Origin of the sequence: Streptomyces sp. NBC_00057, assembly GCF_045041165.1 — a bacterium.
In the GTDB taxonomy this organism is placed as follows: domain Bacteria; phylum Actinomycetota; class Actinomycetes; order Streptomycetales; family Streptomycetaceae; genus Streptomyces.
The window spans coordinates 7,921,049-7,933,315 of sequence record NZ_CP108256.1 but is presented as its reverse complement, the minus strand read 5'-3'; the positions used below and the strand labels follow the sequence as shown (position 1 = coordinate 7,933,315).

The window sequence follows — 12,267 nt, the reverse complement described above, 5'->3', positions numbered from 1 at the left end:
CATCGGATAAAAGCGGACAGATGACGCCCGGCCGGGCCCTCCCCGAACAGAGGGGCACCCAAAACCAGTAGCATGCGGCGCCATGAGCACCCCCACTGGGCCCGCTTCCGGCCTGCCTGTACGAATGCCGCGACCTCGCCAGTCCGGACGGCACCGCCGCCCGGAGCCCGTGGTCGCACCTGAGGGCGCTGCCGCGCTCGTTCTCGCCGTTCCCGGTACCCCCTCTTCGGCCACGCGCAGCCTGGCCGAAGAGGTGATCAGCATCGCCCGTTCCGAGCTGCCCGGCCTCAATGCCCGGATCGGCTACCTCGACGGCGACGATGCCGAGTACCCGAAGCTCTCGTCCGTACTCACCCACAGCGCAGCCGAGCGCATCGCGCGCTTCGAGCAGGCGCAGGCCGCGGGCCGCGAGGTCGCCGAGCCCGAGGGTCCGTCCGCCGTCGTGGTGCCGCTGCTCGCGGGGCCGGACAGCGCCCTGATCCGGCGGATACGGCAGGCTGTGATGGACAGCGGTACGCAGGTCGAGCTGACCGATGTGCTCGGCCCGCACCCGCTGCTCGCCGAGGCGCTGCACGTACGCCTCTCCGAGGCCGGTCTGGCCCGCGCCGACCGTGCCAGGCTCTTCACGGTGGCCACGGCCGCCGACGGCATCGTGCTGGCCACGGTGGGTGGCGAGGAGGCCGTGCAGGCCGCCGGGATCACCGGCATGCTGCTGGCTGCCCGGCTCGCGGTACCGGTGATGGCCGCCGCACTCGATGTGGAGGGTTCCGTCGCGTCGATCGCAGAGCAGCTCACGGGCTCCGGCTCGGCGCAGCTCGCGCTGGCTCCGTACCTCGTCGGCCCCGAAGTGGCCGAAGGACTGCTGGACGCCGCCGCGAAGGAGGCGGGCTGCGCGACGGCCGAGCCGCTCGGCGCGTATCCGGCGATCGGCAAGCTCGTGCTGTCGCTGTACACGACGGCGCTCGGTATCGCGCCGGCGACGCCGCAGGGTGCTCAGGCGCACTGACCCGGTGCCGGGTACGCCCGGCAGCGGTCTTTCACCGATCGCCGGGCGGGCTTGATCCTTCTGGCCCGCCCGGCGATTCGGCTGTGCGTGGCGTGATGTCAGGCGAAGATCACGCAGGACGCGGCAGGGGCCTCCAGCGAGCCCGTTCGGCGCGGGATGCCGGTCGCCGGGTCGACGGCGAACCAGCTGACGTTCCCGGACCGCTCATTGGCCGCGTACAGCCATCGGCCGGTGGGGTCGAGCGCGAGATCGCGCGGCCAGTGCCCGCCGCAGCCCACGGTCGTGATCAGCGTCGCCTTCTCGCCCGTTCCGTCGAGCGCGAGAGCGGAGATGCTGTCGTGCCCCCGGTTGGCCGTCCAGAGGAACCGTCCGTCGTGCGAGACGACCACCTCGGACGGGTAGGTCGCCGTGTCCGCGCCACGCGCCGATTCCTCGGGCAGCACGGACGTCTCAGCGACCGGCTCCAGGACTCCCGCGGCGGCGTCCCACCTGCATATGGTGACGGTCGGTTCGAGTTCGTTCAGGACATAGGCGTGGCTGCCCACGGGGTGGAAAGCCAGATGGCGCGGGCCCGCGCCCGGCCGCAGGGCCGTCTCGCCGTGCAGCCGCAACGCCCCGGTGGTCGTGTCGAGCGCGCAGATCCGTATGGAGTCGGTCCCGAGGTCCACACTGAGCACCCAGTTCCCCGACGGGTCCGGCAATACCTGGTGCGCGTGCGGGCCCCGCTGACGTTCGGCGTCCGGACCGCTGCCCTCGTGCCTGAGCACGGCGGTGACGGCGCCGAGGGAACCGTCCTCCCGCACCGACAGAGCGGTGACGCTGCCGGAGCCGTAATTGGCGGTGAGCAGATGACCGCCCGCGAGCGCGAGATGGGTCGGACCATCGCCTTCCACCGGTCGGATCTCGCCGACCGGCTGCGGCACATCGCCGGTGATGTCGAGTGCGGCGGCCGCACCGTGCTCGGTCTCACTGACCGTGTAGAGCGCCCTGCCACCCGGACCCGGCCCGTGGCCCAGGACGAGATACGAGGGATCGGGAACGGTGTCCGTCGAGCCGAGGACGGTCAGGGCCCCGGTCTCCTGATCCACGGCGGCGGCGGTGATTCCCCGTCCGCCCGCCGAGGTGAACGACCCGATGAATGCCCGTCCCCCGCCGTTGTCGCTGCCCACCGTACTGCTCGTCACCGCACTGCCCCTCTCCGCCGACTGAGCACGACCGTTCGTGCCGTCGTGATCTTCCCGGGCGACGGTAGCAGGCGGACCATCGAGGTCTAGACCAAGGTCTCAGGTTGCAGGCCGGCTCTGCGGGGGCGCTTCACACACCGATCAACGGGGCGCGCGGATCGCTGTGCAGCGGGGCGGCGAGCTCGGCGAGTGCCCGCTCCAGACCGTGCAGGTGGGCGAGCGCGGGTTCTGCGACGGCCTGGTGCGGCGGGATGCTCGGCACGCCCGCCCTCTGCGGCAGATCCGGGGCCGTCAGCGCCGCCACGGAGGCTTCGACGCGCCAGCAGGCAGCAGCGAGGCGGGCGTCGTGGGATGCTTCCGGGTCCGCAGCGACGGAGGCCAGTCCGCGCACCTCGCGTGCGCATGTGTCCAGCAGAGCGAGTACCTGTCCTGCGCGGGCCTTTCGGGCGCGCAGTGGGCTCAGCGGATGCACCAGCGGGGCCAGGGACAGCCGCACCCGCCCGAGGAGCGCCTCCAACTCCGCGATTCGGGGCGCCGGGTCGGCGGTCGTCGAGCCGGAAAGTCGCGCCGCGGCTTCCGCGGTGCAGGCGTGCACGCAGCGCAGGGCCCGCTGGATCCATGCGTCGGTCGTGGCGTGTGTGGTGACCGGCAGCACGAGGAGCACCGCGAGCATCGCACCGAGCGCTCCGGCACCGGTCTCGGTGAGCCGCAGCATGAGCAGGGCCGGGTCCAGTACGCCGAGGAGTCCATAGAGCGTCCCCGCCATCACCGTCACGGAGAACACCATCCAGGTGTACGAGACCGCAGCGGTGTAGAAGATCCCGAAGACGCTGATCGCGACGACGACCGCGCTGGGCACGGCAGCACCGTGCAGCGGGACGACGACGGCCAGGCCGATGGGGATGCCGATCAGTGTTCCCAGGACCCTGCGGAAGCCACGTACCAGCGTCTCGCCGCGCGAGGCGGTGTTCACGAAGACCCACCATGTGGCGCCCACGGCCCAGTACCAGCGCGGCTCGGAGAGGAGCAGCCCCGCCGAGAGCGCGAGGGCTCCGCCGACGGTCGCCTGAATCGCCTGGCGCGTGGTCGCGCGGGCCAGCCCCTTGCCGGTCGCCGGGGTGGGTACGGCGACGGGCAGCCGACGCTCGTAGCACCACAGCCCGAAGCGGACGGTCGACGAGGCGAGCAGGGAGAGGGCGACCGCGGAGTACAGCTCGGGCAGCTGCCCGGGCAGCGTGTGGAGGAACTGCGTGGTGAAGAAGGCCATGAAGGCGAACAGGCCCAGTGAGTGGCCACGCGGCCCCCATCGTCGGGCGTACACGCCCAGGCCCATGACCGCGAGAAACGCCGCGTCCCGTGCCAACGGATGATCGTGAAGCCCTGCGGCAAGGGCGAGCACGGGGAAACCGACGGCAGGCAGCAGGGCGGTGGTGATCGCCTGATCGCGCACCGTGGCGTCCAGCACCGTGAACAGGGCCAGCAGCGCGGCAAGCCCGCCGGTGATGGCCGCGACGAGCGAATGACCGGCCAGACCGCACACCGCGACGGCCGGCCCGATGCCGAGGACGGCCCGGAGACCGCTGCGCAGCCGCAGTCGGCCCGGGTCCGGGGAAACGAACATCCTCTTCAGCACGGCATGCTCCCGCTTCTGCACACCGGCCCTGCACACCGGCATGAAAAAGGCGCCGCGGGGATCCGCAGCGCCATCGACGGGTACATCACAACATCTCTGCGGTCCGTGGCTCAAACGAGAAGGAAACCATTGGGCCATTGGCCCAGCCATTGGCCGCTGATGTGCACCATGGGTAGGCCAACGGACCGAAATGGGGCCGAACGCCACCCGCGGCACCCCGGCACCTGTGTGGCCGTCGCGTGGACGAATGTCTCATGCCGCCCCGACGGGGCGGGAAGTCATCGGTGATGGGCAGGGGGCTGTGTGGGCAGTGTCGCAGTCACTTCGTAGCCGCCGTCAGGGGTGGCTCCGGTGGCGAGTTCACCTCCCAGCATCGCGGTGCGCTCGCGCATCCCGAGCAGACCGTGGCCCGCGCCGACCGAGGGCGGGGCGGGCCGTGTCCGGCGGGGCGTTGGTGACCCGGACCGTGACGGCCGACGGGTGGTGGCCGATCTCCACCCGCACCTTTGCGCCCGGTGCGTGACGCATCGCGTTGCTGAGCGCCTCCTGCACGATGCGGAACGCCGACAGCTCGACGCCCGGCGACAGCGGATACGGCTCCCCGGTGATCTCGGCGGTGACCGAGAGCCCGGCGCCGCGCGCGTTGTCGATCAGATCGTCCAGCCGGTCGAGGGTGGGCTGCGGGGCGTGCCTCGCCGCCTGCGGCAGGGGGTCCTCGGAGCGCAGTACGCCGAGCACCCTGCGCAGTTCGATGAGCGCGTCGACCGCATTCTCGCGGATGCCCGCGAGGTTCTCCTTGAGCTCGTCGGACGGATTCTCGACCAGGTGCGGGGCGACCTGCGCCTGGATGGAGATGACCGACATGTGGTGGGCGACCACGTCGTGCAGCTCGCGGGCGATCCGGTTGCGCTCCTCCAGGAGAGTGCGCCGGGAGCGCTCCTCGGCGGTGAGTTCCTCCTGTGCGACCAGCTGGGTACGCGCCACCCCGATGCCACGCAGCGCGGCGCCGACCACCACGGCGACGACGAGAACCGCGACGGCGAGGTGGACGTCGTTGCTCCGGCGCCAGGGGGCGGCCACGCCGCAGGCAAGTCCCGCCACGACACTGATCGTCAGCGTCTCGGCGGCGATCCGGGGCCGGACCCGCAGTGCGAGCAGGAACAGCACCCCGGCCTGCAGCGCGATCCCGGCGCCGCTCCAGGGGAACATCATGCCCCTGGGACCGGAGGCTTCGGCGAACGGGGTGATCACGACCGTGACGAGCATCGACACCCACCAGGCCGGGATGGGGCGGAACAGTGCGGCGACGATCGCGGCGGACTGGATACCGGCGAACAGAATGCCGAGCTGTATGCCCATCCCGTACTCGAAGGCGTACTGGTTCGTGTTGAAGATGAGAATGCCCAGCGCGAGCATCGCCAACGGCACCACGAGAGCCGGCCGCCACTCCAACCAGCGCGACTGCCGCGCATACGGGGTCGGGTCGGCCGCCGACGTCGCCAGATCTTCGCGCAGGGTACGGGGCAACGCCCGCAGGACCTCCGCCGACCGCCTCACCATGTCCCCCCGCTTCACAGAACTCACCCTAAGCGCGCCGCGCCTCCGTCGACCGGGCGGGACGCCCCTGGCGGACGACCATGCTCTTCTTTCGCGGCCGCCCCTGCTCGTAACCGCGGAACGCCACCCAGCAGATCAGCAGCGCCACGGCGAACACAGGCAGCCAGGACAGCCGGGCGAGAACCCAGCCGGGGGCGTCGGGGACGGTGTGCAGGCCCGGCAGGGTCCCGCCCACCAACAGGCCGGTCGCGGTGACCGCGATCATCGCGGTCTGGTGCCACAGGAAAATCGTCATCGCGGAGAGGTTCACCGCCGCCACCACCGCCCAGACGGCCGGGCGTTGCAGCACCCGGCGCAGCGGACCGAGCAGCAGCAGTGCCGCTCCGCACTGCGCGAGGCCGAAGGTGGCGACGGCGAGGGTCGGCGGGTCGAGGTTGGAGATCTCCAGGCCGGGCACCCCGACCATGGCTGCCGGGTAGCCGGCCCAGAGGACGAGTGCGGCGGTGGCGGCGGCTCCGCCGAGCAGCAGCGTCCAGCCGGTCCTGCGACTGTGCAGGTCACCCCGGGCCCAGGCCGTGCCCAGGCAGTACGGAACCAGCCAGCCGGCAACCACGTTGACCGAGGTGAACTCGCCGGGCGTGTCCAGGCCGAACCGGTAGAGGTCGGTGATCAGCACGACGACGAACGGCCACAGCGGATGCAGCTTCGCCACCAGTGGGGTCGCCGCCGTCAGCGCTGCGAAGACCACCAGGAACCAGAGCGGGGACCACACGAGCTTGCACAGCGCGCGCACGGTGTCCTGGTCCGCCCCGGAGGCGAGCATCGTGCACGCCGCCACGGTCCATATGAGCAGCACTACGACCACCGGCCGCAGCAGCCGGGTCATCCGCGTACGGAGCCACCGGCCGTAGTTCTCGCCACGGGAGCGGGCGGAAGCGTAACTCTTCGCGCCGACCTGTCCGCCGACCAGGAAGAAGACGGCAAGGGTCTGGAACACCCAGGAGACCGGGGTGAATTGGGGCATGTACTGGAGCGGGCTGGAGCCGTGCATGGTGCCGCTGTCGACGACCAGTGCGGTCACCAGCCAGTGGCCGAGAACCACGCCGAGGATGGCGATGGCGCGCAGGGCGTCGATCGCGCGGTCACGGTCGGCAGGAGTGGCGGATTCCATCCGCCGGACGAAGTCACGCATGGCGCTCTCCCGAGGGCTCTGCGGACATGGCCGTTCCGGCCACGATCCGGGCGATGTTCTTCAGCGGTAGGGAACCGGGCTTCAGGTAGTCGCTGTGGCCGCCGTCGCCCGCTGCGAAGATCTTGGCGCCGAACTCGGGCGAGACCGGGTCCATTGCGAACCCGATGTTCATAAAGGGCAGTTGGAGCTTCATGTGCGGCACATCGGCGATCCAGTCGTCGCTGCCGCGGCCCGCCCAGACAGTGGCCGGGGTGTGCAGGTCGGCGGCGTTTCCGTAGCCGGTTCCGGGGCTCCCGCACAGGACGATGTCCGCGACCTGCAGTCCGTGCGCGGCGCGGGCGCAGACGACTGAGCCGTAGGAGTGGCAGACGAGGGAGGTCCGGACCGCAGGTTTCAGCCTTCTCAACTCCCCCATGAAGTACCGCAGTTCGCCGGCCGCCTCGTCGGCCCGCCCCGAGGTTACCGCCGTCGGGCTGACCGTCGTCGGGGTTTCGTATCCGAGCCAGGCGACGACGGCCGACCGCTCGCCCAACTCGCTGTGGAGTGCCGACGCGCCGTTGCGCAGCCGCCAGTAGTGGTCGACGCCGATGCCCGCGCCGGGGACCAGCACCGCGATCCGTTCGGCGTGGGACAGGTCGCCGGAGATCTCGACGCTGCGGCCCCCGTCACGGCCGTCGAAGGAGAGGAAGCGGCGTACGGGATCGGCCATGACGTGCAGCGCGGCGGCCCGCTTCCGGTCGCCGTGGTCGGCGGCTGCCCGCTCGGCCGCCCCGATGTCGGCACGGGTCGCGGCGTACCGCGCGGCGAGGGCCTCGGGTGCAGCGGTACGCAACGGGCCCCGGACGGTCGGAGCCGGTGCCGGTACGGCCGCGGGGCCGGCCACTCCCGCTATCGGCACGGCCACCGAGGCGGCCACCAGCGCGGCGAGCAGGCCGCGACGCAGGCGGCTTCTGCGCGGATGGGACGACATGGCAGGTTGTTCCTTCCGTACCGGATGGCTGCACTGGTTCGGGTACAGAAGCTATGGAGAGGGCCTTGTAATCCGCGTCCCACCAAGGTGTGAACCTTTTTTGTAGCTCTACAGGACTACGGGTATGAGATGCGGGTGAGGGTGCGTCGGATCGCTCCGACGGGGCCGCTGCCGGGCCATTGGTACAGTCGCAGCCCGGATCGGCCTACCAGGAAGAGACCAACGGACCATGGCGGTGGACGCCCTCGACACCCGCATCCTGCGATTGCTCATCGAGCAGCCGCGCACCAGCGTCCGCGAGTACGCACGCATCCTCTCCGTAGCCCGTGGCACCCTCCAGGCCCGTATCGACCGGCTGGAGCGGGACGGTGTGATCACCGGTACGGGTCCGGTCCTGTCCCCCGCCGCGCTGGGTCACCCGGTGCTGGCCTTCGTTCATCTGGAGGTCACCCAGGGGCATCTGGACGAGGTCGGTGAGGCGCTGGCCCCGGTGCCGGAGATCGTCGAGGCCTTCTCGACCACGGGCGGCGGCGATCTGCTGGCCCGGGTGGTGGCCCGCGACAACGGGCATCTGGAGGATGTGATCCAGCGGCTGATCCAACTGCCCGGTGTGGTCAGGACGCGTACCGAGGTGGCGCTGCGCGAGCGGGTGCCGCACCGGCTGCTGCCGCTGGTCGAATCGGTGGGCCGCGCGGCCGCCGGCAGCCCGAAGTGATCACCGTCTTGGCATGCTGGATGGTATGAGCTCCCGGCGCGTCCCGCCTCCACCGTCGTCTTCGATCTCGACGCCACGCTGGTGGACAGCGAGCCGAACCATTACGAGGCGGCGCGCCGCCTTCTGGAACGGTACGGCGCGCCCGGCTTCACCTGGGAGCACCACACCCGCTTCATCGGGATCGGTGTCCGCGAGACGCCGGCAGCCCTGCGTGCCGAGTGCCGGATCGAGGCGCCCGTCGACGAACTGGTGGCGGGTCAGGACGCCCTGTAGCTGGAGCTGGCGCGATCGTCGACCGAGGTCTTTCCCGAGATGCGGAAGTTCGTGGAGCGGCTGTACCAGGAAGGTGTCGGGATGGCGGTGGCGTCGGATTCGTCCCGGGCGGCCTCGGCGGGCACCGTCCCGGCTGCTCGGCGTGCCGCCGAGGTCCGGCGGCCCGATATCCTGATCATGCCGCGCGCCCCACCCCGCCCCGATCCCGGTCGGGTCGCCGCCGCGGCAGTCGAAGCGGCCCACAATTCGAGATTGGTGCACAGGTGCTGGTAGCTGGTCGGTACCGCTTGTTGACTCCCATAGGCCGCGGCGGCATGGGTGAGGTGTGGCGCGCCGCCGACGAAGTGCTCGGCAGGGCGGTGGCCGTGAAGCTGCTGCTCGGCGACCACGCGGACGAGTCGGCCACCGCCCGGTTCCGTCTGGAGGCGCAGACCGCGGCCCGCCTGAGCCACCCTCATCTGGTGGCCGTGTTCGACTTCGGGGCCTGGGAGGACCGCTTCTACCTCGTGATGGAGCTCGTCGAGGGAAGAAGCCTGGGCGATCTGCTCGCGGCGGAGGAGCGGCTCGCCGCCGAGCAGGTCGCCCGGATCGCGGGCCAGGCGGCCGCGGGGCTCGCCGCCGCCCATCGGCAGGGCATCGTGCATCGTGACATCAAGCCCGGAAACCTGATGCTGGACGCGGAAGGGACCGTCAAGATCGGCGACTTCGGCATCGCCCAGTTCGTCGACGACCCTTCCGCCGCGCTGACCACCACGGGGCAGATCGTCGGCACCAGTCTCTATCTCGCCCCTGAGCGCGCCCTGGGCCGTACGGCCGGTGCGGCGTCCGACATGTACTCCCTCGGCTGTGTGATCTACCAACTCCTGCTGGGTGACCCACCGTTCCGCTCCGACACTGCGACCGCCACGCTCTATCAGCATGTCGACACGGCCCCCGTGCCGCTCAGACAGCGGGGAGTCGACCTGTCTCCCGCCTTCGACTCCTATCTGCTGGGGCTGCTCGCGAAGCAGCCCGAGGACCGGCCCAGCGCCCAGCAGGTCGCCGACTGGTTCCAGAGCGATGCGTGGCGGGGACAGCCGGAGCCCATGCCCATGTACGCCCCCACGCCCCCTCCGGCAGCGCCGAGTGCTCCTTATGCCCCGGCGCCTGCCGCCGCGTTCGGCACAGCCCCGGCATCCGCCTCCGCTCAGCAGGCCGAGGGCGTGACGACATATCGCCTGCCCCAGGCCGGCGGCCACAGACGGCGTCCGGCGGACCGGTCCGCGCCGGTCCGGCGGCGCACCGGCGCCCGCGAGGCGATCAGGCGTCGGCCCAGAGTGGCCAGCGCAATTGCCGGTACGGTCGCCTTCCTCGCGGCCGTGTACCTGGGGATGAGCCTGTTCTCCCCGGATACCGGCTCGGCCGACACCCCGGGCACCGGCCCCACCGCATCCACCGGACCCGATTCACCGGCCCCCGACCAGCCGGCACAGGACAGCGAGGGCGACGGGGACGACGAGTAGGACTGAGCCGCTCTCCCCTGCCCGATGACCGTACCGCCCCGGCCGCGGCACCACCCGTCAAGCAGCCGTCAGGACCGGCGGCTACGGCGTCAGCGGTTCATCAACGGACGCCGACGGGCCGGCCGGCTTCCATAACGTCGCTGCCATGCGACGACGTGACATCCGAGCCGTGCCCGGCCCGCACACCGGCCGAGCACACCCTCCGCCCGATACGACCGCCCACGACCACGGCTGGGCCGGGGACCTGCGGTTCGCGGTCCGCTGCGCCGTGACGCTCCTCGGGCTGCTCCTGGCCATCGATGCGACGGCCGGTCACCTCACCTGGCTGCGCGCACTGCTGTGGACGGGCCTGGCCGCCCTGCTGCTCGTGGTCCTGGTGCCGCCACGGGTCCGTGCGGGTGCCGGGTGGCTGTCCTGCCGCGGCCTGGTGCGCGAACGGATCGTGCGCACCGACCGGCTGGTGTCGGTGCGCTGGTCGGACGGAGTCTCCCAGCGTCTGGTGCTCCGTGACGCGGACGGCGGCCGGGTCGAGGTCGACCCCCAGGTGTTCCTCGCCAATCCGGCGCTGTGGCACCGGCTGGACGACGACGCCCGCGGCTGTGTGAAGCGCGGGACGCTGCGGTGCGGGGTGACGGCGCTGCGTCAGCTGGCCGACCGTATCGACCGCCGGACCGCGCGTACGGTGTTCACGATCTCCGGCCTGGAGTAACTGCCCCGCACGCCCGGGCTGTTGTGCGATCCCACCATCGCGGCTTGACCAGACTTGCCAAGTCCCCCGAGAGCCCCCGCCATTCATTGACGAGGCATGACAACATGCAACCCGGGCGGCGGCAAGCCGTCCAGCCCGACGTGCAACAGCTCCTCGGTCACCGGCGTCGGCATCCAGAGCGCCGGCAAGGTCTTCTACGGCGGCATGCTGCTCAAGACGAGCGGAATGACCTACAAGCGCTACCGCACGACCACCCTCACCGCCGCCAAGAACCTCGACGCCAGTTGTGTGCTCTTCGACCGTCTGCGCACTCCCGGAGCTGACCGATGTCCGCGCCGTGGACGTCACCCGTCGCGACCGTGCACCGGACACACCAGCCCGTAGGTGGGCAGGCTCATGGGCAGGACGGTGTCCGGCGGCAGCATCGAGAGCAGGGCGCCACCTGCGGGCTCGCCGGGCAGGGGGCCCGTCCGTGCGGTGGCCGCGGCCGGACGTACGCCCCCGCCACCCTCGCCCGTACCATCCGGCCCTTCGGCCTCCGCCGCCTCGCAGGCGTCGAGGAGGTCGCCGCCGGCCGTCAGCAGATCGTCCAGCCTGCGGGCGAGCGGCAGCGGCGTCTTCCGGGTGCCGTGCTCCAACTTGCTGATGGCGGTGTGGTCGTAGCCGACGCGGGCGCCCACCTGGGCCTGGGTGAGCCCGGCGCGCCTGCGCCACTGACGCAACCGGGTCCCGAAGGCTCGCCACGTCTCTGCGGTACGGACATCCGGTAAAGGGCCCACGCCCTCGGTCACCCGGAACCCCGCGGAGCCCCGCCGGATCTCCCACGCGTGCCACGCTCATGGCTCATGGCTCATGGCTCATGGCTCATGGCTCATGGCTCATGGCTCATGGCTCATGGCTCATGGCTCATGGCCGGGAGGATAGCGAGCGCGTGTGCGCGGTGTCCCCGGTGCCGCGGGAAGATGGCGCCTTCCCGCGCCTTTCTCTCATCGCCCTGGCCGATTACGTAACACTCCGGCCCAGTCGACCAGTTGAGCCGGCCGGAGCCGCATGAAGGAGCAACCCGCCGGGCATATGACCGGTGACTGACAGGAGGTGGTGGCAATGGGCCGCATCAAGATCGTCCGACGTCCGCAGCTGCCGTCGCGGCCGCCGCCACTCGATCTGCGAACCCCGTCCGGCCGCCCGCTGCCGTACTGAGCACATCTCCGTACACCGAGACCGTCGGCTCCGGCTCCGCCCTCGTTCTGCGCAACGGCAAGGAGTACGACCTCGGATGGTTTCGGCGCACGGCCGGGTCCGGGACCTCCTTCACCACCCGGGACGGCGAGCAGATGACCTTCGCTCCGGGCCAGGTCTGGATCGTCTTCGCGCCGAAGTGGCGAGAGCGGCATCGGCGTGATCGCCGCGGGGCTGCGGGAGGTGAGGAAAACCGCAGGGTGGCGGATGCGGAGAACATCACCCGGTTCGACGGCAAACCCTGTACCGGCGCCGGCCGGCGCTTCCTAGCGTTGCCGGTGAGGCGC

At 71.2% G+C, this 12,267-nt stretch carries 9 protein-coding genes and 4 pseudogenes; 7 read left to right on the top strand and 6 right to left on the bottom strand.

All coding sequences use genetic code 11. The features are described 5' to 3' along the window. The first annotated feature begins 82 nt into the window (after positions 1 to 82). A complete protein-coding gene (locus OG953_RS37500; RefSeq protein ID WP_405689951.1) occupies positions 83 to 1,006 on the top strand; it encodes a sirohydrochlorin chelatase in 924 nt (307 codons plus the stop codon). 98 nt (positions 1,007 to 1,104) lie between these two features. On the opposite strand, the gene OG953_RS37495 is transcribed toward OG953_RS37500, so the two are convergent. The 5 genes and pseudogenes from OG953_RS37495 to OG953_RS37475 all read right to left on the bottom strand — a co-directional run bounded on the left by OG953_RS37495 (position 1,105) and on the right by OG953_RS37475 (position 7,542). Further along, positions 1,105 to 2,175: a lactonase family protein gene (locus tag OG953_RS37495; RefSeq protein ID WP_405692280.1), complete on the bottom strand. Its 1,071-nt coding sequence runs from the start codon at positions 2,173 to 2,175 to the stop codon at positions 1,105 to 1,107. A gap of 145 nt (positions 2,176 to 2,320) precedes the next feature. After that, positions 2,321 to 3,823 (bottom strand): FUSC family protein, encoded by a 1,503-nt coding sequence (locus tag OG953_RS37490; RefSeq protein WP_405689949.1) that lies wholly within the window; start codon positions 3,821 to 3,823, stop codon positions 2,321 to 2,323. Positions 3,824 to 4,101: 278 nt separating this feature from the next. After that, positions 4,102 to 5,383, bottom strand: a pseudogene (locus OG953_RS37485) (sensor histidine kinase). A 25-nt stretch (positions 5,384 to 5,408) separates the two neighbouring features. Beyond that, a complete protein-coding gene (locus tag OG953_RS37480) occupies positions 5,409 to 6,572 on the bottom strand; it encodes an acyltransferase (protein WP_405689946.1) in 1,164 nt (387 codons plus the stop codon). Further along, positions 6,565 to 7,542: an alpha/beta hydrolase gene (locus tag OG953_RS37475; RefSeq protein ID WP_405689944.1), complete on the bottom strand. Its 978-nt coding sequence runs from the start codon at positions 7,540 to 7,542 to the stop codon at positions 6,565 to 6,567. The genes OG953_RS37480 and OG953_RS37475 overlap by 8 nt, the downstream gene beginning before the upstream one ends. Before the next feature lie 229 nt (positions 7,543 to 7,771). Between OG953_RS37475 and OG953_RS37470 the strand changes: the two genes are divergently transcribed. From OG953_RS37470 to OG953_RS37450, 5 genes and pseudogenes are all read left to right on the top strand, one after another. Then, positions 7,772 to 8,257 (top strand): Lrp/AsnC family transcriptional regulator, encoded by a 486-nt coding sequence (locus tag OG953_RS37470; protein ID WP_405689942.1) that lies wholly within the window; start codon positions 7,772 to 7,774, stop codon positions 8,255 to 8,257. 42 nt (positions 8,258 to 8,299) lie between these two features. Continuing rightward, positions 8,300 to 8,644 (top strand): annotated as a pseudogene (locus OG953_RS37465) (HAD hydrolase-like protein); the annotation flags it as partial. A gap of 200 nt (positions 8,645 to 8,844) precedes the next feature. After that, entirely contained in the window at positions 8,845 to 10,032 is a 1,188-nt protein-coding gene (locus tag OG953_RS37460; RefSeq protein ID WP_405689940.1) for a serine/threonine-protein kinase, read from the top strand. A gap of 145 nt (positions 10,033 to 10,177) precedes the next feature. After that, positions 10,178 to 10,741: a hypothetical protein gene (locus OG953_RS37455; protein ID WP_405689938.1), complete on the top strand. Its 564-nt coding sequence runs from the start codon at positions 10,178 to 10,180 to the stop codon at positions 10,739 to 10,741. A 108-nt stretch (positions 10,742 to 10,849) separates the two neighbouring features. After that, positions 10,850 to 11,125: pseudogene (locus OG953_RS37450) on the top strand (M4 family peptidase); the annotation flags it as partial. Here OG953_RS37450 and OG953_RS37445 read toward each other — a convergent pair. Continuing rightward, a complete protein-coding gene (locus OG953_RS37445; protein ID WP_405689936.1) occupies positions 11,086 to 11,520 on the bottom strand; it encodes a helix-turn-helix domain-containing protein in 435 nt (144 codons plus the stop codon). The pseudogene OG953_RS37450 and the gene OG953_RS37445 overlap by 40 nt on opposite strands. Before the next feature lie 306 nt (positions 11,521 to 11,826). On the opposite strand from OG953_RS37445, the pseudogene OG953_RS37440 reads away from it, so the two are divergent. Beyond that, positions 11,827 to 12,093: pseudogene (locus OG953_RS37440) on the top strand (DUF3048 C-terminal domain-containing protein); the annotation flags it as partial. Positions 12,094 to 12,267 lie beyond the last annotated feature (174 nt).